Here is a 23,572-nt window from a genome sequence, read left to right on the forward strand (position 1 = left end):
TAATAATCAATTAGAAAGTTGCTCCTATTTTATTCATCAAACAAGGAGAATATGATGAAAAATGTAAAAACACTCTTACTAGCAACACTGGTAAGTTTTATGATGGTAACATCACCAATGGCAAATTCGATTAGTAGTGATGCTAATTTGATTTTTAGTAATGGTAGTTCACAAGCTCAATCAATGGATTTTGCTAGATTATCAACCACTGAAATGAAAAAAACTGAGGGCGAATGGTTTTGGGTGGCTTGGGCTTCCGCCTCTAGAATGCTTTGGTCTAGACCGGCTTACTAAGTTGGCACTTAATTTTTATTAACTAAAAAAATAAGCCTTTTAATTAAGGCTTATTTTTTTCTATATTGACATTATGAACATTGTTTCCATAATAATTTTTCTTGGTGGACTTGAATTATTTTTTTATCTTATCTATAAAGTAATTAAAAATAGAAAAAAAAATGATTTTAAAATGTTCGTAGCAATTATCAAAAAAACTTTAGCATTGATAAGCAGTCTAATAAAAAAAAATAAATAATGCCCCTCAAGATGAGATAGGGGCAGAATGTATTTTTTGGCAAATACACCTGAATTTATATTTGTAATTATTGTTTTATTAATTTTATTTATTCGCTTATCCCGTTAATTTACATAAGGTTTTACAATGATTAAAGATATTCTAAACTTACTTAAATTTAAACCAGAACCAATTGAATATTACCAAAAATATTCACAAAAAACCAGTATTGGTATTGCTATTTTTATTAGTGCGGTTTATAGCTTTTTGTTGCCACAACCGCCTGAAATAAAAATTTTCGCACATTTTTTAATGACGCTGACGATGGTACCACTGATGCTAATAGTGACTTGGACCCTAATTAAGTTGTTAAAATTTAAACTTAAAAACCCCTCATTCCAAGCTTTATTTACTTTAGCTGTTTTGGCAAGTATTATTGATTTATTGTTAATACCTTTAGTTTTTTTAACACAATTTCACGGGGTTTTTGATTATTTACAATTGATCATTCTTTGTTATTCATTTTTAGTATTTTTCTTCGCATTTGCCAAGGCAAATGCAGTAAATTTTAGTTTTAGTTTATTAGCAATGTTACTTGGAATGGTTACTTTAACTGTTCTAATGATGACAACCAGTATTATTTTTACCTCCCTTGGCTTGATGCCAATGCCAACTTTACCACCTGTGTGATTAGATTAATAGCTCTATTTTTTTTGACATTTGGTGTTAATGCAGGCGTGATTGTTCCAGTATCAAATTATTCTATTGAAGTTAAAACCAAAACTTGGAAAGATTTAAGAGATGCGCGTATTGTTAAACAAGATAAGGATTATTCTTGTGGAGCAGCATCAATGGCAACTTTGCTAAATGAGTTCTATAATCAATCATTCACTGAAATAGAATTATTAAAAGCTATGAACAAAGGAGATGGTCGCGCCTCATTTAATGATATGGAAAAAGTATTACCACAGTTTGGCTTTCGTGGTATTGGTTACGCCCTATCATTTGAGAAATTATCTAAGCTTAAAATTCCAACGATTGTGTATTTAAAACATCGAAAAAATGACCACTTTTCAGTTCTGCGTGGGATTAATAAAAATACTGTTTGGCTGGCTGATCCATCGCTGGGCAATCGTACTTATAGCAGATCTCAGTTTTTAGATATGTGGGATACCAGAGACGATAAGCTATTAAAAGGGAAAATATTGGCGATATTGCCCAATCATAAGACTAGGCAGTCAATTGATTTTTTTACAAAAACACCAAAACGCCAAACTTCCTTTGCAAGTAGTTTAGAAATACTACAGCGCTTTTAGTAAAGAAGTATTTTTTTATCAATTATGTCGTCGATACCCAATCGCTTCAATCAAGTGCGGCTTATCCACAATTGCATTGCCTTCTAAATCAGCAATGGTTCTGGCAACTTTTAGGATGCGGTGGTAGGCGCGGGCGGATAGGTTGAGCTTGTCGATGACGCTGGATAATAAGTGTTTGTTGTCTGCATTTAGATGAGTAAGTTTTTCGATTTCATCGGGCGCAAGTTTGTCGTTAGATTTACCTTGGCGTTTGAGTTGTATGTTGTAAGCTTTGATGACGCGTTGCCTGATGGTTTCGCTGGTTTCGGTTTCTTCTGCGGTTTGGTTAAGCAGGATTTCTTTTGGTAGGGGTGGCACGGTTAGTACCATATCGATTCTGTCTAATAATGGACCTGATATTTTGTTTTTGTATTTATCAATTTGGTCGGCTGTGCAATGGCATTTAGCTGTGCCATCGCCATAATAGCCGCATGGGCAGGGTTTCTGTGCCAACATGCCGTTTTTGATACTAAAGGCACAGAAACCTATTGCTAATATGCCTACTGAGTTAGTAACCATAGGCGACCATATAAGGGCTAAGAGGCTAAAAAGCACAGAACCACTCAAAGAAACTGCAAGTAAAATTGGGGTAAATCAATGGACACTAATGAACTGGGAAAAGCACAGAACCAAAAATATCCCTGCAAAGTATTATCCTAAAATTATGGAGTATTTGACTTACTGTCCTTTAATCCAAGATGCAGAAATTAAAAACACGCCTAAAACATTGGGGCAAAAAATCAAACTTCACAGACTTCATCAAGGGCTTAATCAAAAGAAATTCGCCAAACTGTTAAAAGTTGACCCAACTACGGTTAAATTTTGGGAAAGTGGGGAAAGAAAACCGTCAATAAAAACAGTTCAAAAACTAATAAAAATTATGGGTATTTTCGACTTTCAGAAATTTTGAATTTGGTATTTGTTTATAAAAAGTTTTGAAAAAATGCTTGTAAAAAAAAAAAAAACTGGTTATAATCAGAGAAAGAAATTAATATTTGATGCAAAAACTAAGAGCGCAAATTCAAAATTAAGGGATAAAAAATGAAACACTATACAAAACAAATAACAAAACTATTTTTAACTGGATTCTTATCTTTAATATTGGTTGCTTGTGATAATGAAGAGCGGCTTAATTATTTCAACCAGCAAGTCAACAAAAATATTCAAGACAAAAACTCCGTTATTGTTAATGTTAAAGATTTAACTAATTTTGAGTGGGATAAGGTTTGTTTTGTAAGATACGATGGATATAGCCTTCCATATATTCCAAAAGTTATTATTGGTAGTGATGGCAAGATAGTGTTAAATTTTTACATTGAACAAAAAGAGGAGGAAGTTGAGTCGTTTGAGTTGTCGTTTGAAAATTATTATTTAGATGAAGATTATGTAGCAAGTACACCAGGGTGTCTTAACAATAAAGAGAAATTGCTATTGTTTAGACATCCAAATTCAAGTGATAAATCAATTGATTTTCTAATGCCAGACACTAAGCAACTTCGTGGAAGATCAATAAAGAAATTTTTATAAAACAGTATAAGGGAGGTAAAAATGTCAGATTATTTAAAAGAATGGAAGGAAGCAATATCTAAAGATGCTCGTGACTTTTATCAAAGCCTTTCAGGTAAATCCGATGCTCAGATGCAAGGATTAGGGCACAATGATGATTTAGACGCCTTTCGTCATGCTTATACCAGTGGTCGAGTGTCTCAATTAACATTTGATTGGGTGGCTGAATATTTTGGCAATAAAAACGAATTGCCAAATGATAAAACTAAAAATAAAAATAAAAATGATCCATACGAACATCGAATGGACTTGTGGAACAATGAAATTGGCAGAAGATTTGCACAACAAAATGATAATAAAGGGGAGTTAGCGACAAAGTTATACCAAGAATTATCAGATGGCAAATTAGCAACCAATATTCAAGACAAGCGCATACAAAGTTTATACTCCAATGACCCTAGATTATTGTCAGACGATGATGGTGTTAGAGAAGTTCTTAGCGAATCAGATGTTGAGAAAATCAATCAAGAAATAGATTTAGCATTAAAAAATCCAAATGCACAAACTAACCAAAACCCACTTAACAGCTTCCAAGATCAACTTGATGCCGCCGCTAACAATCCAGAATTAAAAGATAGCGTTGAACAAGTTGAGAATGAATTCAAAGATAAAGCCACTATAAACGAAGATATTCCTAGTTATGACCAGTGGTTTGATAAAAAATACACCGAGTGGTTTGACACTGAGTTTAGCCAGTGGTTTGATACCAATTACGAAACTTATCTCAACGAACAATATGACGATTACTTAGATGACCAATACTTTGAACAACACAGCAACAAAAACACCGAGTGGAGCAATGAAAAATACGCACAGTGGTATAGCGAGCAACACTGGGAATTACACGATGAGAAGTATGATGAGTGGCAGGATGAGAAATATTTTGATTGGTATTACGAACAATATTATGAGTTGAATGACGAGAAGTATGCTGAATGGTATAGCGAAAAACATTGGGAACTATATGATGAAAAGTATAGCGAATGGGAGGATGAAAAATACTTTGACTGGTATTACGATGAGTATTATGGATTAAGTGATGAAAAATACGCTGACTGGTATAGTGATAAACACTGGGAAACATATGACGAAAAGTATGATGAATGGCAAGATGAAAAGTATTATGATTGGAAATATGATTACGATGGCGAAGAGGATGGTTATGACGAGTGGTTTGATGAGAGCTATGACGAGTGGTTTGATGAGAGCTATGATGAGTGGTTCGATGAATACTACAGCGAATGGTTCAGCGAACAATATGATGAATGGTTTGATGAGTATTATGATGAATGGTTTGACGAAAGTTACAGCGAGTGGTTTGATGAAAATTACGACGAATGGTTTGACGAATACTACAGTGAGTGGTTTAGCGAGCAGTATGATGAATGGTTTGATGAATACTATGATGAGTGGTTTAGTGAACAATACGACGAGTGGTTTGATGAGAATTACGATGCGTGGTTCGATGGACAATATGACGAATGGTTTAATAAAACTTATGACGCATGGTTTGACGAAGCCTATGAAGATTGGTATCAGGAAAACATCAATAATGACGAGCAATATAATCAGTGGTATGACGCAAAATATAGTGAGTGGCATGATGAAAAATACACTGAGTGGTCAAGCCAAAAATATCAGGAATGGAAAAACAGCAAATATGATGAGTGGACTGGTGAATACAACAATGAATACCCGTCTGGTGCGCCAGTTATACTAGACCTAGATGGAAATGGTATAGAAATTACCACTTTAGATAACTCAAATGCCTATTTTGATTTTGATGATGATACTTACTTAGAAAAAACCGCTTGGACAACAGATGCAATATTAGTCTTTGATGAAAATAATGACGGTCAAATAACAAGCAGTAGTGAAATTGCCTTTGCCAAACTAACAGATACTGATGATACAGATCTTGAAGCGCTTAAAACCGAGTTTGACAGTAATAATGATGGCGTATTAAACGCAAATGATACACAGTTTAGCCAGTTTAAACTGTGGCAAGACAGCAACCAGAACGGTGCTGTAGATACAGGGGAGTTACAAACACTCACTCAAGCTGGGATTACTTCAATTAGTTTGGTCTCTGATGAACAGCAACAAATACTAGATGATGGTTCAACCGTCTTTGGAAAAACCACTTTTACAAAAGACGATGGAACTACGGGCGAGGTAGCCGATGTTGCGTTTAAATATAAAACCAGTGGCTATAAAATGGTTAAAACTGATAGTGGTTATGAGATGCGATTAGAGCAAGACTCTAGTGAGAAAGGCAGTTATTTCCATACCTCGCCTGATGCGCTGAATATCAACCTTAAGGATAATAATTATGATATTGTCACGGGTAATATTGGCGATGATACGCTAGATGGCTCTACCACTGATTATGATGTATTAATATCAGGCGGTGCTGGAGATGATACATTACTAGGTGGTAGTGGAAATGACATACTTATTGGTGGTGCAGGACTTGACACCTTTAATGCAGGTAGTGGTAACGACACTATTACGGTGAATAACGATGACATTTTAACCAGCACCTATATTGATGGCGGTAGCGGATATGACAAGTTGGTGATTAAAGGTGATAGCACCGTTAATGTCAACTTAGACGAACTCAATATAGAATCCGTTACCTTAGGTGATGGCATCTCAACAGTTACAGGAAATAGTGATGATGTCAATTACTTAATTATTGGAGGCACTAATACCGCCACCATTACTACAGCAGGTGGTAGGGATATTATTTATGGTGGTGTGTCTGTTGACACTATTAACTCTGGTAGCGGAGATGATTATATTGTTACAGATAATGGCGATGATGTTATTAATGCAGGAGATGGCGATGATGTTATCTATGGTGGTGCGGGTGATGACGCTATCAATGCAGGCAGTGGTAAAGACACTATTTACTTAGAAGGTGATTTAGATGTTATCTCAGGTGGTAGTGATGCCGATACCTTTAAGCTCTCTTATCAAGACCAAGAAGCAAAGTCTGGGCTGACTAACTTAATCAAGGATTTTGAATTAGGCGTTGACACACTTGATTTAAGCAATGTTAAAAGCATGCGTTCAATGGATGATATTAGCATTAGTTCTGTCAATCAAAATGGTAAAACTTATGCCAAGATTGATGTTGGACACAATAAAAATGCAATTTATTTAGAAGGTGTAAGCAGTAGTTTTTTAACTAAAGACAACTTTGAATTCTACAACCATAAAGCAATCAATCTTGCTGAGGTAACACTCTCAATGAGTGAAGACCAAAGCCTCACCATTACCTCAGCACAACTACTGGCTAATGTCATTGATTTTGATGGGGATGATTTGAGCGTGGTTAGTCTTTCTGTTGTTGGTAGTGATGCAGGTAATGCAACATTAACTGATAACAATAATGGTACTTGGACACTCACACCAAAGGCTAATTTTAGTGGAGATATTGCATTTAATTATCAGATTAGTGATGGTTATGAGGCTACTGATGCCAAAGCCAAGATAACTGTTGAAGCGGTGGCTGATAAAGTTAGTGTGGTAGATAATGGCAAACAAGCAACAACTTACGGACTGAATATTGAAAACGACTTTTGGGACAAAATTGGCTATCATAAATTGGTTAGTAGTTATGAGAGTTACACTATGCAAGAAGGCTCTTCTGCGTATCTGTTGCAAACCACAACTAAAACAGGTGTTAGCGGGACTAAAACTTACAGTAGCGATATTGACAGTTTCTTAACCCTTGGTGATAGCAGTGTCAAAGATGTGAGTTCTCAAGCAAGCAATGGTTCTGCACTGAAGAGTAATTTTATTGTTAGCGAAGGCGATACAGTGAGTTTCCATTACATGTTTGATACCGATGATTATCAGCCCTATGTTGATTTTGCTACCTATTCTATTGGCAATGAAGTTTATCAATTATCCAGTGTGGCTGAAGTAGGTAACTTTGGCAACTCAGGCTGGAAAGAAATTTCTTTTGTAGCACAAAGTTCAGGTAATCTTGGATTTGCTGTGCTAAACCTCAAAGACGGTGCTGTTAATAGTAGTCTTTTGATTGACAATGTTGTTGTTAACGCAGAAAATAATCAAGTACAAGTAGGCGATATTTATAAACTACCATTTGATTTTAATCTAGCAGGTATTGATGGTTCAGAAAGCCTAACCATCATTATTAAAGGTCTACCGAATAGTGCAACACTTTCTCATGGTTCATTACTGACCAATGGTTATTGGCAACTAACCAAGACGCAATATGATAATTTAGAAATCACCTTTAGTGAAAAAAATAAAACCTATAATCTAACCGTTAATGCAATCTCAACAGAAAGTAGCAATGGGGATACTAACATCGTTAGTCAAACTGCTCAAGTTAAAGTAAGCAGTTCAAGTGCGTTAACAGATTTAGCTTTCTCAGTAGCGGAAGATAATCTACTGGTGATTGATAAAAGCACAATTACCAACAATATCGGTGTAGATAATATAACCATTACCAATATTGGAAGTGAAAACTCTATTAGTTCTATTGATGAAAATGGCAATATCAAAATAGTACCAAATGACAACTATAGTGGATTAGAGACACTCAGCTATACAGTAGTAGCTGGTGGCAACGAGTACTACGGCAATATCAATGTAGAGGTGGTTGCTAGAGCAGACAGCCCACTACTGCTTGTTGAAACCAACGATTATGTATTTGATTTTTCCTCAGGTAATCTTAACAATTGGCAAACAGTTGGTGATGTTGATGTGGTGAGTAGCTATGATGGCTTTAACTCAGCAGATAATGATGGCTACATGGCAAGGCTAACCACTGGATATGGTTCTGTTGACCAAAGTGTGCTTGAGAGTTTTATGAACATGGGTAATGGTAAGCTAGATACCTTTAATGGCAATGCTACCAATGGCTCAGCCATGCAAACAGTGATAGATGTTAAAACAGGCGATATAGTGTCTTTTGAATATATATTTTCAACTAATGATTATGCACCTTATAATGATTTTGCCTTAGTTAAAATTGGTGATGACAGTTTCAAACTATCAGATGTTAGTACTGTAGGTGATTATGGTGCATCCGATGGTTGGCAGAAATTCCAATATATTGCAAGTAGTAATGGTAAGCTCAATCTTGCAGTTGCTAACCTGCTAGATACTTGGGTTAGTTCATCACTGATGATTGATAATGTGGTGATTAGCTCAAATAACACTTTAGAAGTGGCATCTAACTCAACCTTAGCATTGCCAATTACAGCAGTTCTGAATGATACGGATGGTTCTGAAACATTAAGTATTAGTATTAAGAATCTGCCAAGTGAAGTAACCCTTAATAATGGTGCAAAACAAGCAGATGGCTCTTACTTACTAAGTCAAAATGATTTAAGCAATCTACAACTTATCACTGGCAATTTCTCGGGTCATCTTAATATAGAAATTGAAGCAACATCAGTAGAATTCTCAAATTCAGATACTGCAACAAGTTCTAAAACTCTGAGTATTGATGTGATTCAAACGGGTGATGCCAATGATAATCAACTGGTTGGCGATGAAGGTGATAATATCATTAGAGGCTTGGCAGGTGATGATACTATCACTGGCATCCAAGGAGACGATACCTTGAGTGGTGGCTTAGGCAGTGATACATTTGTCTATAGTAATAATAATGATGGCAATGATACGATTACTGACTTTAGTTTATCTGAGGGTGATAAGTTAGACCTCTCAGATTTAGTCGATTATCAAGAGGGTCAGAATATCACTGATTTTGTTAGCGTTGAAAATATAGGCAATGATAGTATTGTTCATATAGATTCTGATGGTGCTGGCATTGGTGAGAGTTATGTGAGTATTACGCTATCCAATGCAACTTTATCATTTGAAGATTTATCTAATGCTGATGTCTTGATTGTGCTGTAAGTTTTTATCAAGCATCACGCCGATAGCTAATCGCCTCGGTTAAATGCCGGGTATTTACGGTGTCTGAGTTGTCTAGGTCTGCAATAGTTCTAGCGACTTTGAGAATGCGGTGATAGGCTCTGGCTGAGAGGTGGAATTTATCTATTGCCATTTCTAAAAGTTGTTTGTTGGCTTGCTCTAGTTTAATGAGTTTGTCGATTTCATCGGGGGTGAGTTTGTCGTTGGTTTTGCTTTGGCGTTTTATTTGTTTTTCATAGGCTTTTAATACTCTTTCTCTGATTATTTCACTGGTTTCTGCAGTTGTGTTTTCTTGGTTAAGCAGGTCTTTTTTAGGTAAGGGCGGAACATTTAATACCATATCAATTCTATCTAGTAGTGGTCCCGATATTTTGTTTTTGTAGCGGTCAATTTGGTCTGCGGTGCAGTGGCATTTGGCAGTGCCATCGCCATAAAATCCACAAGGGCAGGGGTTCATTGCGCCGATAAGTTGGAAATTAGCGGGGAAAGTGGATTGTTGTGCAGCGCGTGATAGGTGGATTTCACCACTTTCTAAAGGTTGGCGTAATACCTCTAAAACACTCCTTGGGAATTCGGGTAATTCGTCTAAAAACAACACACCTTCGTGAGCCAATGAGATTTCACCGGGTTTGGGTGGCGAGCCACCACCGACTAAGGCGACTGCCGAAGACGAATGGTGCGGGCTGCGAAATGAGCGGATTTTTAATTGCGTTAAATCTAGTGGCTTATTAGCGACGGAATAGACAGATGCTCTTTCTAGTGCCTTGTCAGTGGTGAGGGGTGGCATGATAGAGGGTAAGCGTTCTGCCAACATTGTTTTACCTGAGCCAGGTGGACCGATTAGTAATAAATTATGCCCACCACTCACGGCAATTTCTAAGGCGCGTTTGGCGTGGTACTGACCTTTGACTTGAGAAAAATCGTTTTGATAAGCAAGTTGTTCATCGGCTAAATTATGCACTAATTGATTGATATTGTCTGCACCATGTAGCAGTTCGCAGACTTGTAAAAGACTCTCGCATGGATAGATTTTTGCTTGACTGACTAATGCGTATTGGTTGGCATCTTGCACGGGCAGAATGATATTGCGTTGGTCTTGGCTACTGGCAATAATGGCGGGTAGCAGGCCCTCAGTGACGCGCAATACACCGTCTAACCCCAATTCTCCGAAAAATTCAAATTGTTCCAGATTGACACTAGGGTTGATTTGTTCACTTGCAATTAAGAGGCCAATTGCAATTGGTAAATCGTAACGCCCACCACTTTTTGGTAAATTGGCAGGGGCAAGGCTGACGGTAATGCGGCCTTTTGGTAATTTAAAGCCTGAATTCATCAGTAAAAAAAGGGGACTAAAAAAAGGACTAAAAAAAAGGGGACGATACCCTTTTTTAGGTCCATTATTTTTAAAGGAGAACGACTAAATACTCAATTGAGCATAATATTGCTCTATTATATGATTATAGATATTTAGTCGTTTAATGCCATAGAATAAGAAAAAAGGCGCAGTAATATGGTGGAGGGATAGGGATTTGAAAGAACTATATAACTAACTGATTTATATAGTATTAATTTTTTACACCATTTTTTATACTCGTCTCTATACTCAAAAAAATCACTGCTAGGAGTTTTAAAATAGTAAAAAATCTTTGTTTTTTATGCCTCTCAAGTTATCTAGACCCAAAATCTTTTGTGCTTCTTTGTCTTAGTAAGTTATAAATCTTGTTTTTATCTCTTTTTCCTACCGCAACAACATAGACTACCAATCTATTATCAATAACTTTATATGCAAGTCTAAATCCTGATTGCCTTAATTTTATCTTATAGATATTTTCATATCCCCTCAATCTGTTTTTAGGAATTTTGGGATTTTCTAAAATCTGTTTTAATTTCTTTTTAAATTGCTCTTTAATGGTGGAATTTAGTTTGCCCCATTCTTTTAATGCCTGTTCGTTAAATTCTAATTTATAACGCATCTAAACTAACAGGGATTGTCTTGTTTTTGCTGTTTGCTCTTTTTTCCACTTCTTGCCCCAATAGATAATCATCTGCTAAGTTTATAAATTGCTCATATAACGCACTTGGCACAAAATAACCATAAGGGGTGTTATGGTTTAAGATTGCTACGCTTTCGCCTTTGGCGTTGTTTAATATTTTAGTGGGCGATTTTTTAAACTCGCTAATGCTTGCTGAATAGTTTGATAGTATCTTATCCATCATAAAAAAGTATTAAATAAAGTATTTATTTTAACACTATTATTTTAATAAATGGTGGGTTATTCGCGAGAGTGTATATTATATATATAGTTGTATACACTTTATTTTAAACTAGCCTACTTAGAAAAAAGGGGGGCGCTACCCTTTTTTAGGTCCATTATTTTTAAAGGCGAACGACTAAATACTCAATTGAGCATAATATTGCTCTATTATATGATTATAGATATTTAGTCGTTAATGCCATAGAATAAGAAAAAAGGCGCAGTAATATGGTGGAGGGATAGGGATTTGAACCCTAGAAGGAGATTAATCCTTGCTGGTTTTCAAGACCAGTGCATTCAGCCGCTCTGCCATCCCTCCGATAGGCGCGTATGATACCAAGTCTTTTATCAATAGTAAACAGTATCTGTAAAATTTAACTGTTAAAGTGTAATATTTTTAAGTATAATGCTTTCTTTTTAGATTTTCAGATAGGTGAACCATGGCAAAAGTATGTCAAGTAACGGGTAAACGCCCAATAAGTGGAAACAATGTTTCTCACGCAAACAACAGAACGCGTCGTCGTTTTTATCCAAACTTGCACACGCATCGTTTTTGGGTAGAAGCTGAGAACCGTTTTGTTAAGTTGAAATTAACGGCAAAAGGCTTGCGTACTATTGATAAAAAAGGCATTGATGTTGTTTTAAAAGAAATTCGCGCCCGTGGCGAAAAGGTTTAAGGAGTAAGATATGAGAGAGAAAATTAGATTGGTATCATCTGCAAAGACAGGTCACTTTTACACAACAACCAAGAACAAGCGACTTCACCCAGAAAAAGTAGAAGTTAAAAAGTTTGATCCAGTTGTTCGTCAACATGTTATGTATAAGGAAGCAAAAATTAAGTAATCCTTAATTAAACTTCCGATAAAAAAGCCACTTTTTACAGTGGCTTTTTTATCGTCTGATAATTTTTTAAATCATTCTTCTAAGATAGTATCTAATGCAATATGCCCAATCACATCCTTGTATTCAGAGATTTGGTCAAAGTTTAGATACTGATAAATCTCAAATTCCGCAGGTTTAATGGCTTGCATGGCAGACAAATATTCTTTTATTGTTGGAATATGTCCAAGTTTTGCTGAAATGGCAGCCACTTCAGCAGAGGATAAATAGACATCAGCATTGTCACCCAAGCGATTTGGAAAGTTACGAGTAGAAGTAGATACTACCGTCGTATTGCTGGCAACGCGCGCCTGATTACCCATACATAAGGAGCAACCTGGGATTTCTGTGTGCTTGGTAATCGCATCAAAAGTTTTGTACACCCCTTCTTTTTTGAGTTGCGCTTGGTCCATTCGTGTTGGTGGTGCGACCCACAATTCGGTTGGTAATTCTGATTCGTCTTTTAAGAGTTGTGCGGCCGCCCTAAAATGACCGATGTTGGTCATACAAGATCCAATGAATACTTCGTCAATCTTGGTATTAGCAACATCTGACAAAGTTTTAACATCGTCAGGGTCGTTTGGGCATGCCAAAATTGGCTCTTTAATATCATCTAAGTTAATGTCAATCACAGCTGCATATTCAGCGTTGTTATCAGCTGACAATAATTCAGGGGTGTCTAGCCATTTTTGCATTGCTTGAATACGACGAGCGATGGTTTTTTTGTCTTCATAGTCCATTTCTATCATTGATGAAAGTAGTGCAATATTAGACTGTAAATATTCTGCGATTGGCGCTTTGTCCAATTTAATAGTGCAGCCATTTGCAGAGCGTTCTGCAGAGGCATCGGTGAGTTCAAAGGCTTGTTCAATTTTTAAAGTTTCCAGACCTTCAATTTCTAAAATACGACCTGAAAAAATATTCTTTTTATTTTCTTTTTCAACCGTCAGTAAACCTTGTTGAATTGCCACATACGGAATGGCGTTAACCAAGTCCCTAAGGGTGATGCCTTCCTGCATTGTACCGCTAAAACGCACCAAAACAGATTCGGGCATATCTAACGGTAAGACGCCAATCGACGCACCAAAAGCCACCAAACCCGAACCTGCGGGAAAACTAATGCCAATCGGAAAACGCGTATGTGAATCGCCTCCTGTGCCGACGGTATCAGGCAACAGCATACGGTTCAACCACGAATGAATCACGCCGTCGCCAGGTTTTAATGCCACGCCGCCACGAGATTGCATAAAGTCAGGCAGACTGTGTTGTAATTCTAAATCAACCGGCTTTGGATAAGCGGCAGTATGACAAAAACTTTGCATCACTAAGTCCGCAGAAAAACCCAAACACGCCAATTCTTTCAGTTCGTCACGCGTCATTGCACCTGTGGTATCTTGTGAACCCACCGTTGTCATACGCGGCTCACAGTAAGTGCCAGGGCGTATGCCATCAACACCACAGGCTTTACCAACAATTTTTTGTGCTAGTGTGTAGCCTGCATGATTGCTACCAATATCAATTGGGCGTAAGAAAACATCGCTCACAGGCAAGTCTAAATCAAAGCGAGTTTTATCTGTTAATCCGCGACCAATAATAAGTGGAATACGACCGCCAGCGCGGACCTCATCAGCCATTGTTGTTGGTGTCAATTTAAAAGTAGAAACGATATCACCCTTGCTATTAGTAATTTTACCCTCATAAGGATAAATGCTAATTTCATCGCCCATATTCAGCTTTGTCACATCGCATTCAATCGGCAATGCACCTGAATCTTCGGCAGTATTGAAGAAAATTGGGGCAATATTACCACCCAAGACCACGCCACCGCCGCGTTTATTAGGTACAAAATCAATATCATTGCCCATATGCCAAAGCACAGAATTAATCGCTGATTTGCGTGAAGAACCTGTGCCAACTACATCGCCAACGAACGCCAAAGGCAGACCTTTTTCTTTAAGCTTTTCAATCGTAGCCAATGGATTGTCCATTTTTTTAACCAACATAGATTGCGCATGTAGTGGGATATCAGGGCGCGACCAGGCCTCGGTTGCAGGAGATAGGTCGTCAGTATTGACCTCACCTTCTACACGAAAGACTGTGAGCTTAATTATTTTTGGTAAAGCCTCTTTGTCTGTAAACCATTTTGCATCTGCCCAATTATTCAACACTTTTTTGGCAAATTTATTGTTTTTAGATTTTTCAAAAATGCTTTGATATGCTTCGTAAATCAGTAAAGTATTAGATAAAGCCTCGCAGGCAACTTGTGCTGTAATGTCATTATCTAATAGCTCAATTAATGGGGCAATGTTATAACCACCCATCATCGTGCCTAACAAGAAAGTAGCCTGCTTTTTGTCAATCGCCTGACATTTTTGCTCGCCCTTGGCAACACTATTCAAGAAACCCGCTTTCACATAAGCCGCCTCATCCACTCCAGGTGGCACGCGATGCGTCAATAAATCTAAGTAAAAACCATCATCGTCTCCACTAATTAAATGCTCGACAACAGACTTAGTCTGCTCTGCATTTAATACTAAAGGAGGTAAATTGTTTTTGGCACGCTCATCAATATGCGCTAAGTAGGCTGTCTTCATCTGTTTAAATAAGTGAATGTATAAAGCGTATAATTTTATCATTTATTTGATTTAACTAACCACATTATGGAACTCAATACACTCACTGCAATTTCACCCATCGATGGACGCTATTTTGAAAAAACCAAAGTCCTCAATTCAATTTTTAGTGAATTTGGACTGATTAAATATCGCGTATTAATTGAAGTTAGGTGGCTACAAGCAATGTCAGAAATCGACGGAATTGCCGAAGTGCCTTCGTTTAGCAAAGAGGCGTCCGAATTTTTGACCAATATTGCCACTAGTTTTTCACTAGCAGATGCGCAAGCGGTTAAAGATATTGAACGCACGACCAATCACGATGTGAAAGCGGTTGAATATTTCTTAAAAGAAAAAATTAAAAGCCATGCAGAATTAAATGCGGTTAGTGAATTTTTCCATTTTGCTTGCACTTCAGAAGACATTAATAACTTATCACACGCCTTAATGTTGCTTGATGGACGCAAAGTAATGTTGGCGCAAATGCAAAATATTTTGTCATTAATGACAGACTTAGCAAAATCCAATGCATCCACCCCAATGCTCTCTCGTACCCATGGTCAAACAGCATCACCAACAACCGTAGGCAAGGAAATGGCAAACTTCGCTTATCGCCTAAAACGCCAAATTAAACACCTAGAAAATGTCAAAGTGATGGGTAAATTTAACGGTGCAGTGGGTAATTTTAATGCCCATATTTCAGCCTACCCAGATTTAGATTGGCAAAATATCTCACAAGCGTTTATTGAAAATTTGGGCGTTAATTACGCCACCTATACACCGCAAATCGAAACCCACGATTATATGGCTGAATATTTCCATTCAATCAATCGTTTTAATACGATTTTGATTGATTTTTGTCGCGATGTTTGGGGTTATATTTCTTTGGGTTATTTCAAGCAAAAAACCATTGCTGGCGAAGTTGGTTCTTCAACCATGCCCCATAAAGTTAACCCAATTGACTTTGAAAATGGCGAGGGTAATTTAGGCATTGCCAACGCCATTAATACGCATTTGGCGGACAAATTAGCGATTTCTCGCTGGCAGAGAGATTTGACTGACTCAACGGTTTTAAGAAATCTCGGTGTTAGTTGTGCACATTGCTTAGTGGCGTATGCGTCGATTGCAAAAGGCATAGGAAAACTTAAAACCAATGAGGAAAAATTATTGGCAGATTTAAACAGTTCATGGGAAGTTTTGGCAGAGCCGATTCAAACGGTAATGCGTCGTTATGGTATTGACGAGCCGTATGAAAAACTCAAAGCACTCACCCGTGGACAAACGATTAATGCAGCAGTATTAGCAGAATTTGTGAAAAATCTTGATATGCCAGAGGATGCGAAAAAAGCCTTATCTGAATTAACCCCAATGACTTACATAGGTGATGCAGAAAAACTAGCAAACGATATTGATAATTTGGTATAATACTGCGTCTTATGTTATTTTGCATAAGATTTTTATAATAAAACAAGGAGCAAAAAACCCATGGTTAAAATTAGACTAGCCCGAGGTGGAGCCAAGAAAAAACCTTTTTATTCAATTGTAGCAACAGACTCTCGCAAGCGCAGAGACAGTGCTTACATTGAGCGTATTGGATATTTTAATCCAGTCGCCCGCGGACAAGAAGTTAGGTTGACCATCGAAGAAGATAGATTAGAGTATTGGACTTCAAAAGGCGCACAAACAACAGATCGTGTCAAGCAACTTATCAAAGAATTCAGAGACCCTTCAATCCGTGAAAAGCGTGTTGCAGCACAGCAAATGCGTGCAGAGGCAGTTGCAAAGAAATTAGCAGCAGAAGCGAAAGCGAAAGCGGACGAAGAGGCAGCAGCGGCAGCAGCAGAAGCAGAGGCTAAAGAAGCCACAAAGGCAGAGGCTGAATCAGCAACGGAAGAAGCGCCTACTGAAGAGGAAAAGCCAACTGAATAATTCAGTGAGCATCTCTACGACAAAAAGGCTGTTGATCGGTACGATTAACGGCCTTTTTGGCGTCCAAGGCTGGGTGAAAATATTCTCACACACAGAGCCAAGAAAAAATATCCTGACCTACAAGCCTTGGCATATTGAAGTGGATGGACAATGGAAAAACTTGGAATTCACTAACGGTCGAGAGCAAGGTAAAACCATTGTTGCGAAAATTAAAGATGTGAATGACCGTGAACAGGCAAGAATTTTAATTGGTACGGATATTTATATCGAAAAATCACAATTACCAAAACTTAAAAGTGGCAAACATTATTGGGAAGACTTGATTGGACTAGAAGTGGTTAATCAATCAGGTTTTGTTTTTGGAAAAGTGGAAAATTTGACGGACACAGGCTCTAATCATGTACTTATTGTACAAGGAAAAAAAGAGCATTGGATTCCCTATGTCGCCCCCTTTCTACTTGAAACAAATTTATCAACAAAAAAGATTTTGGTTGACTGGGATGAAAATTTTTTAACAAGTTAATGCAGTGGTCTCTAATGTTAAATTTTGTATAAAATTATAGAACTATGAACACCCAACAAGCACAACAAAAATTAATTGACGGCAACCAAAGATTTGTCAATAATCAAACTACGAGACCTGAGTTTGCGCCTCAGCAGGATTCGGTAAAACCACAAATGCCCTTTGCTATTGTTTTAGGTTGTTCCGATTCTCGCGTGCCCATCGAAACGATTTTTGATCAAAGTTTTGGCGATTTGTTCATTATTCGCATTGCGGGCAATATCGTTGCACCTTCGCAAATTGGTAGTATCGAATTTGCGATTAGCATGTATCAAACACCATTGGTGATTGTACTCGGACATACGCATTGCGGTGCGGTATCAGCGGCCATTGATGCGCACATACAAAAAAATAATATCTCTTCAGGTGTGCATTCGATTACCAAGCGTATTCAGCCCGTTATTGATACATTAATCACCGATGATTACAATCACGATAGCTTAGTATGTCAAGTAGCGGACGCTAACATTAAACAATCGGTAAGGCAATTGCAAGAATCTTCTGAGATTATTCGCATGGCAATGACAAAGAACAAACTCGATATTGTAGGTGCAAAATACATCCTACAAACAGGTGAAGTTACTTTTTTTCCGGCTTAAAATATGCAGTTCTAGAATATTAGTTAATTCTAATACGGTACAGTAGGTTTAGCCTCTTTTGTTAATCCTACGCGCCTACAATGAAGGTTATAAAAAATCAAAAAATTACGATGTAAATTTAAGTTTTATCTTATCAATATTTTGATAAGTTATTACTTTAACCGTTGTATTTTTAATGGCGCCATTGACTTGTTCAACCATGCCGTTAAAGAGAAAATGGTAGTATTCCCTTTAAAAAGCAGATAAAATATCCCTCGCTCCAAAGCATATGCCACCCTCGCTCCCAAACTCCTGCCTGAGAACGAGACATGTAGCTTTATTCTTGAAATACTATATTTTCATATTCAGATACAAATGAATTTACTGGCTCCCATATCTCAACATAACTTCCCTTTTGTTCAAAAATTTTACCGTGATTTTTCTCAGCAATATTTTTCATTTGGTCAAAGTTGTTTTTAAAATCATCTATATTTTGTAATTCATTTTGAATATCAATTTCTGTTATATAATTTTTACCAGATCGTCTTAATTTTAAATATGCATTTAATATTTGAGAATTGATGTTTTGTTGTCTTTCTGGCTTGCTCCATAACTTTAATTTCCTTCGCACTTTTTCTATTTCATTAGATTCGCTTTGATTATATTCATTTTCTTTTGTATTTTGTGTTGAGATTGATTTTTTAACATCTGACAAAATTATCAATCCTTTGATTATGCTCGAGTGAATGTCTTTTGCAGATACTCCTTTGGCAGATACTCCTTTGGCAATAAGAAAAGCAACATCTTCAAAAATTATTGTTGCTTGTGACAACTTGTATTCTATATCCATTATAATTATATTTAGTAAAAAAATACCATTTTATAGTGTTTTTTAGAATATACAAGTCTTTTTTAGTAAATTTTACATCACTCCCAAGCGACCCTGTAAACCAGATTGTGTAAACCCTCATATTTTATAATCCCTAAAAAGGAGAAAAAACATGAGTAACGCAACACTAAGAAAAAACCAAAAGAACCAACTGAACAACACAGGCATTAACCAACAAAAACTCCGTGCTTTTGCTGGTGAGCTTGCCAAAGACATCCACACCCAAGATGACTTGGCAGACTTGTCTGCATCATTGGTTAAGATGACCATAGAAGCGGCACTTGGTGCTGAGATGGAACATCACCTTGGCTATCCAAAATATGGACAAAATGGCAATGAATCTAATGCCAGTAATAACGCTCGCAATGGCTACTACTCTAAAATTGTTAAAGGTAATCATGGCGAAGTTGAACTTGCTATTCCAAGGGATCGCAATGCTAACTTTGAGCCTGCTATCATTGAGAAGGGTCAAACCAGATTAGGCGCTTTTGATAATCAAATATTAAGCCTGTATGCCAAAGGCATGAGCACCCGTGATATTGTCACAACCTTTAAAGAGATGTATGACGCTGACATCTCAGCAACGTTGGTGTCCAATGTAACACAAGCGGTTATTACTCAAGCCACAGAGTGGCGTAATCGTCCATTGGATGAGATTTACCCCATTGTTTATTTAGACGGTATTGTCATTAAAGTTAGGCAAGATAAACAAATCATTAAAAAGACCATGTACATTGCCCTAGGCGTTAATCTTGAGGGTAAAAAAGAATGTCTTGGCTTATGGTTGTCCAAAAATGAATCTTCTAAGTTCTGGTTGGGCGTTCTTAACGATATTGCTAATCGTGGCGTAAAAGACATTCTGATCGCCTCAGTCGATGGGTTAACGGGATTCCCCGAAGCTATTAATGCCGTGTTCCCACAGGCTGATGTACAACTGTGTATTGTTCATATGGTTCGCAACTCGCTTAAATATGTGGGCTATAAGGAACGTAAGAATGTTGCTAGTGATTTAAAGCAAATCTATCAGTCTATTACTGAAGAAGAAGCTTTATTGGCGTTAGATGAGTTTGAGTATAAATGGGATACGCAGTTCCCAAGTATCGCCAAATCGTGGCGACGAAATTGGGATAATGTTGCTACTCTATTTGCTTATCCTGAGGCAATCAGAAAGGCAATCTATACCACTAATGCCATTGAATCCTTAAACTCAGTGATTAGAAAATCTATCAAAAACAGAAAGATTTTTAATCATGATAACTCTGCTTTTAAAGTGGTCTTTTTAGCCATTGAAGCAGCCAGTAAGAAATGGACAATGCCAATACGAAATTGGTCACAAGCAATGAATCAGTTTATAATCTTACATGAGGATAGATTAAAGGATTATGTCTGATTTTTGAAAGAGGTGTTTACACAATCTGGTTTACAGGGTCTCCCAAGCTCCTACTTGGGAGTGTGTTTTGTTTACTTGTGTTGTTTTTTGTTTTAGTATGCAATCCATTAATTTTTCTGGTTTAATTGTTTTAAAACCGTATTCTTTATCGAACCGTATTAAATTTTCCTGGCTTAAGATGGAATTACCTCCAGCACTATTTGCGGTATCTCTTGTGCAAAAATAATCACACCCTAAGGCAATACAGCAAGCAACAGAATCTCCGTCCGACCATTCTGCAACTGCTTTTTCTGCTTTCGTCCTTTCCGATGCTGGCAATTGTTTTATTTTATTTGCAATATTGGAACTATCACAATTTTTTATTAAATCCTCAATCCAAAAAAAACCACCACCTTTTTTGAATATTTGTTCTTCAACTTCACACATACGAGCACGAGTTGCATCATCTATTGTCATTAAATTACCTTCTAAACCAGTGTTTCTTATGCCTCCACATCTTGGGAATTTTACAATTTTAAAATCCAACCTTATTGCTTTTGAAAAATACTTTTTAAGTATAGGGTCCTTATCAAAACTAACAAAATCTTTTGGGTCTGGTCCAGTAGTAATTATGCCTCCAACAATTTCACTGGTGCTTTTATCTTCTACTGTAATTTTTGACACAACATCTCCAAAAAATTGATGTCTTTCTTCTCTTCTAATTAACTCTAGAGTAAATATTGTTTCTGACAAATAAGGTGTAATTCTTCCATCACGAATAGCTTCATTTATTATTTCAAAACATTTAGTTTCTTCTTTATTTTCATAGTCTTCAGGAAACACTACTTTTTGCCAAACATTTGTATCAAACATTATTTTCATTTTAAAATTCCAATTTTGATAATTTACCGATAATACAATGCTTTCAACACTAACTGTAATGACTTTTAATAATAAATCTAGTGGATATTTAGAGTTGTTCATTTTTTCACTCGCCAAAAAACTTCCTACTCCCCTTGTTTTTAGACGCCCCCCTTAAATTGCACTGGATTAATACAAATGGCCTCAGCGTGGTTAAAATAACAAATCAAACAAGTGGGGTTACTTTTTTTCCGGCTTAAGGTATGTAGTTCTGGAATATTAGTTAACTTGAGTGCGGTATAATTTTGCATTTAATTTAATTTAATTCCAAAAATTTCATGCTAAATAAAAAAGTCATTGTCGCCCTTATTTTTTCAGCCTTTGCGTTATGGCTGTCGACCGTTGCGCCTTCTGTCGCTATCGCGTGGATGCTATCCATTTTACTTCTAACTATCTATCTTTTTGCCTTTGAAGTGGTTGAAGTAGATGAAGCAGCGATTACGGTAATGGTAATTTTAGGGTTGATTTCATTGCCAATGGTACACACGATGATGGGGCTTGATAGTGGTCTGGTTGACAGTGAAAAACTGTTTACTGGATTTTCTTCTAACGCGGTGATGTCAATTATTGCCGTGATGATTATCGGCGCAGGTCTGGATAAAACTGGATTAATGGCAAAAGTAGCGTCATTCATTCTAAAAGTCGGCGGTCGCTCAGAAACCCGCATCATTCCTATCGTTTCATCGGCCGTTGGTTTTATTTCTTCGTTTATGCAAAATGTCGGTGCGGCAGCGTTATTTATCCCTGTCGTCAATCGTATTTCAGTGCGTTCAGGTGTGCCAATGTCAAGATTGCTTATGCCGATGGGTTTTACAGCGATTCTGGGCGGTACAATGACGATGGTAGGCTCAAGTCCATTAATTTTACTGAATGACTTAATTTTGACCACCAATCAAGGATTGACAGCAGAAAATCAAATGGATACTTGGGGTTTATTTTCAGTGACACCAATTGGTATTGCTTTAGTTATTACTGGCATTCTGTATTTCGTTATTGCTGGTAAATATGTTTTACCCGTTGCCAAAGTTAAAAAAGAAACCACCTCTGTCATTAATCACATTAAAGAAATTTATGGCATTGATTATGATTTGTTTGAGGTTGGCGTACCTACAGACAGTTCTTTAGTGGGAATGACATTAGACCAAGTAGAAACTATTTATAAAATACGGGTCATCGCTGTCCGTGATACAGAAGATCATAATTTGATTGGACATGGTTCGGTAGAAAGGGGTACCGAAATTCAGGCAGGAATGACTTTAGGGTTGTTGACCTCAATAGAGAATTTAGAAAGTTTTGTTGCGGGTTTTGGCTTAGAATTATCTAATAAAATTGAAAAGTTTTCTGATGTTTTGTCTACTCAAAATTGTGGCACGGCTGAAGTGGTTATCCCGCCAAACTCCTCCTTGATTGGTAAAACGGCACGCGATGTATGGCTTAGAAAAACTTATGGCCTGGCGATGGTTGCCCTGCATCGTGGTGGTAAAACCATGAAAGAAGGTGAAGGTATCCGTGATGTTGAATTTCAATCGGGCGACACATTAGTTGTTTATGTAGCCTGGGAAGATTTAGACCGATTAACAGATAATCCAGATTTTATTGCCATTACCAATAATTATCCACACCAAGAGGAATCACGCCCTGAAAAGGTCAAATGGGCAGGCTTGTTCTTTGGTCTTGCATTATTCTTAGTTTTATTTACCGATATCAAACTTTCTATTGCCTTGTTGACAGGTGCATTAGGCATGATTTTGACCAAAGTATTGAATATTGAAGAGGCTTATCGAGCGGTTTCTTGGAAAACGGTGTTTTTACTCGCAAGTTTAATTCCATTAGGTTTGGCAGTGTCAAAAACTGGCACAGCGCTTTGGATTGCACAAGAAACGGTTGCCGTGGTGGGCGATATGGCGCCGTGGATTATTTTGACTGCAATTGCAGTTTTGGCAACTTTCTTTACTTTGGTAATGTCGAATGTTGGCGCAACCATTTTATTGGTACCGATTGCGGTAAATATTGCGATTCAAGTCGGTGCAGACCCAGCAATCTACGCATTAACAGTTGCAATTGCAACTTCAAATTCATTCCTAATCCCAACGCATCAAGTAAACGCCCTTATCATGGGCCCAGGTGGCTATAAAGTAACTGATTTCATTAAAGCGGGTGGCATCATGACAATACTGTTCTTAGTCGTTATGATGGTGATGATGAGTCTTATTTTTTAGCG

General features: G+C 37.2%; 21 protein-coding genes and 1 tRNA gene. 14 read left to right on the forward strand and 8 right to left on the reverse strand.

Features of this window, described 5'->3' with window-relative positions; genetic code table 11:
- The first annotated feature begins 54 nt into the window (after window positions 1-54).
- The 3 genes from BSEPE_RS07210 (at window position 55) to BSEPE_RS07220 (ending at window position 1,827) form a co-directional block, all read left to right on the forward strand.
- Window positions 55-294 carry a hypothetical protein gene (locus tag BSEPE_RS07210; RefSeq protein WP_066045615.1) on the forward strand — a complete coding sequence of 80 codons (240 nt, stop codon included), beginning with the start codon at window positions 55-57 and terminating at the stop codon, window positions 292-294.
- Window positions 295-658: 364 nt separating this feature from the next.
- Window positions 659-1,201, forward strand: coding sequence for a hypothetical protein (locus BSEPE_RS07215; RefSeq protein ID WP_066045618.1), 543 nt, complete (start codon window positions 659-661; stop codon window positions 1,199-1,201).
- Window positions 1,202-1,224: 23 nt separating this feature from the next.
- Window positions 1,225-1,827 carry a C39 family peptidase gene (locus tag BSEPE_RS07220; protein ID WP_231893496.1) on the forward strand — a complete coding sequence of 201 codons (603 nt, stop codon included), beginning with the start codon at window positions 1,225-1,227 and terminating at the stop codon, window positions 1,825-1,827.
- Between the two features lie 18 nt (window positions 1,828-1,845).
- Here BSEPE_RS07220 and BSEPE_RS07225 read toward each other — a convergent pair whose 3' ends face one another.
- Window positions 1,846-2,322 carry a magnesium chelatase subunit ChlI family protein gene (locus BSEPE_RS07225; RefSeq protein ID WP_066045621.1) on the reverse strand — a complete coding sequence of 159 codons (477 nt, stop codon included), beginning with the start codon at window positions 2,320-2,322 and terminating at the stop codon, window positions 1,846-1,848.
- Here BSEPE_RS07225 and BSEPE_RS07230 point away from each other — a divergent pair.
- From BSEPE_RS07230 to BSEPE_RS07240, 3 genes are all read left to right on the forward strand, one after another.
- A complete protein-coding gene (locus tag BSEPE_RS07230; protein WP_066045625.1) occupies window positions 2,321-2,776 on the forward strand; it encodes a helix-turn-helix domain-containing protein in 456 nt (151 codons plus the stop codon). The two genes, BSEPE_RS07225 and BSEPE_RS07230, sit on opposite strands and share 2 nt — an antisense overlap.
- 131 nt (window positions 2,777-2,907) lie before the next feature.
- Complete coding sequence (locus tag BSEPE_RS07235; RefSeq protein ID WP_066045628.1) at window positions 2,908-3,393, forward strand: hypothetical protein; 486 nt, start codon at window positions 2,908-2,910, stop codon at window positions 3,391-3,393.
- A 21-nt stretch (window positions 3,394-3,414) separates the two neighbouring features.
- Complete coding sequence (locus tag BSEPE_RS07240; RefSeq protein WP_066045631.1) at window positions 3,415-9,339, forward strand: cadherin-like domain-containing protein; 5,925 nt, start codon at window positions 3,415-3,417, stop codon at window positions 9,337-9,339.
- Window positions 9,340-9,346: 7 nt separating this feature from the next.
- Here BSEPE_RS07240 and BSEPE_RS07245 read toward each other — a convergent pair whose 3' ends face one another.
- The 4 genes from BSEPE_RS07245 to BSEPE_RS07260 form a co-directional block, all read right to left on the reverse strand.
- Window positions 9,347-10,690, reverse strand: a complete 1,344-nt coding sequence (locus BSEPE_RS07245) for a YifB family Mg chelatase-like AAA ATPase (RefSeq protein WP_066045634.1) — start codon at window positions 10,688-10,690, stop codon at window positions 9,347-9,349.
- Between the two features lie 334 nt (window positions 10,691-11,024).
- A complete protein-coding gene (locus tag BSEPE_RS07250) occupies window positions 11,025-11,330 on the reverse strand; it encodes a type II toxin-antitoxin system RelE family toxin (protein ID WP_066045637.1) in 306 nt (101 codons plus the stop codon).
- Window positions 11,320-11,574 (reverse strand): type II toxin-antitoxin system Phd/YefM family antitoxin, encoded by a 255-nt coding sequence (locus BSEPE_RS07255; protein ID WP_331710346.1) that lies wholly within the window; start codon window positions 11,572-11,574, stop codon window positions 11,320-11,322. Before BSEPE_RS07255 ends, BSEPE_RS07250 begins: the two co-directional genes overlap by 11 nt.
- Window positions 11,575-11,841: 267 nt before the next feature.
- Window positions 11,842-11,931: transfer RNA gene (locus BSEPE_RS07260), tRNA-Ser, on the reverse strand.
- Between the two features lie 121 nt (window positions 11,932-12,052).
- On the opposite strand from BSEPE_RS07260, the gene rpmB reads away from it, so the two are divergent.
- Complete coding sequence (gene rpmB / locus BSEPE_RS07265) at window positions 12,053-12,289, forward strand: 50S ribosomal protein L28 (protein ID WP_066045643.1); 237 nt, start codon at window positions 12,053-12,055, stop codon at window positions 12,287-12,289.
- A 10-nt stretch (window positions 12,290-12,299) separates the two neighbouring features.
- Window positions 12,300-12,455 (forward strand): 50S ribosomal protein L33, encoded by a 156-nt coding sequence (rpmG, locus tag BSEPE_RS07270; protein ID WP_066045648.1) that lies wholly within the window; start codon window positions 12,300-12,302, stop codon window positions 12,453-12,455.
- A 71-nt stretch (window positions 12,456-12,526) separates the two neighbouring features.
- Here rpmG and BSEPE_RS07275 read toward each other — a convergent pair whose 3' ends face one another.
- Window positions 12,527-15,085, reverse strand: coding sequence for a bifunctional aconitate hydratase 2/2-methylisocitrate dehydratase (locus BSEPE_RS07275; RefSeq protein WP_066045651.1), 2,559 nt, complete (start codon window positions 15,083-15,085; stop codon window positions 12,527-12,529).
- A 66-nt stretch (window positions 15,086-15,151) separates the two neighbouring features.
- On the opposite strand from BSEPE_RS07275, the gene purB reads away from it, so the two are divergent.
- Genes purB through BSEPE_RS07295 form a run of 4 tightly spaced genes read left to right on the forward strand, consistent with a single transcriptional unit; the run spans window position 15,152 to window position 18,193 of the window.
- Window positions 15,152-16,528, forward strand: a complete 1,377-nt coding sequence (purB, locus tag BSEPE_RS07280; protein ID WP_066045654.1) for an adenylosuccinate lyase — start codon at window positions 15,152-15,154, stop codon at window positions 16,526-16,528.
- A gap of 60 nt (window positions 16,529-16,588) precedes the next feature.
- A complete protein-coding gene (rpsP, locus tag BSEPE_RS08220; RefSeq protein ID WP_066045658.1) occupies window positions 16,589-17,032 on the forward strand; it encodes a 30S ribosomal protein S16 in 444 nt (147 codons plus the stop codon).
- Window positions 17,033-17,036: 4 nt separating this feature from the next.
- Window positions 17,037-17,555: a ribosome maturation factor RimM gene (gene rimM / locus BSEPE_RS07290; RefSeq protein ID WP_066045662.1), complete on the forward strand. Its 519-nt coding sequence runs from the start codon at window positions 17,037-17,039 to the stop codon at window positions 17,553-17,555.
- A gap of 44 nt (window positions 17,556-17,599) precedes the next feature.
- The gene (locus BSEPE_RS07295; protein WP_066045665.1) at window positions 17,600-18,193 is read left to right on the forward strand and encodes a carbonic anhydrase; all 594 of its coding nucleotides are present in this window, start codon (window positions 17,600-17,602) and stop codon (window positions 18,191-18,193) included.
- 316 nt (window positions 18,194-18,509) lie between these two features.
- On the opposite strand, the gene BSEPE_RS07300 is transcribed toward BSEPE_RS07295, so the two are convergent.
- Window positions 18,510-19,022: a hypothetical protein gene (locus BSEPE_RS07300; protein ID WP_066045670.1), complete on the reverse strand. Its 513-nt coding sequence runs from the start codon at window positions 19,020-19,022 to the stop codon at window positions 18,510-18,512.
- Window positions 19,023-19,227: 205 nt separating this feature from the next.
- Between BSEPE_RS07300 and BSEPE_RS07305 the strand changes: the two genes are divergently transcribed.
- Window positions 19,228-20,451, forward strand: a complete 1,224-nt coding sequence (locus tag BSEPE_RS07305) for an IS256 family transposase (RefSeq protein ID WP_066045958.1) — start codon at window positions 19,228-19,230, stop codon at window positions 20,449-20,451.
- Between the two features lie 30 nt (window positions 20,452-20,481).
- Here the strand turns inward: BSEPE_RS07305 and BSEPE_RS07310 are convergent, their stop codons facing one another.
- Window positions 20,482-21,414 (reverse strand): hypothetical protein, encoded by a 933-nt coding sequence (locus tag BSEPE_RS07310; RefSeq protein WP_066045673.1) that lies wholly within the window; start codon window positions 21,412-21,414, stop codon window positions 20,482-20,484.
- Window positions 21,415-21,629: 215 nt separating this feature from the next.
- Here BSEPE_RS07310 and BSEPE_RS07315 point away from each other — a divergent pair, with 215 nt between their 5' ends.
- A complete protein-coding gene (locus tag BSEPE_RS07315) occupies window positions 21,630-23,570 on the forward strand; it encodes an SLC13 family permease (RefSeq protein ID WP_066045676.1) in 1,941 nt (646 codons plus the stop codon).
- Window positions 23,571-23,572: the final 2 nt, after the last annotated feature.

This window comes from endosymbiont of Bathymodiolus septemdierum str. Myojin knoll, from assembly GCF_001547755.1.
In the GTDB taxonomy this organism is placed as follows: domain Bacteria; phylum Pseudomonadota; class Gammaproteobacteria; order PS1; family Pseudothioglobaceae; genus Thiodubiliella.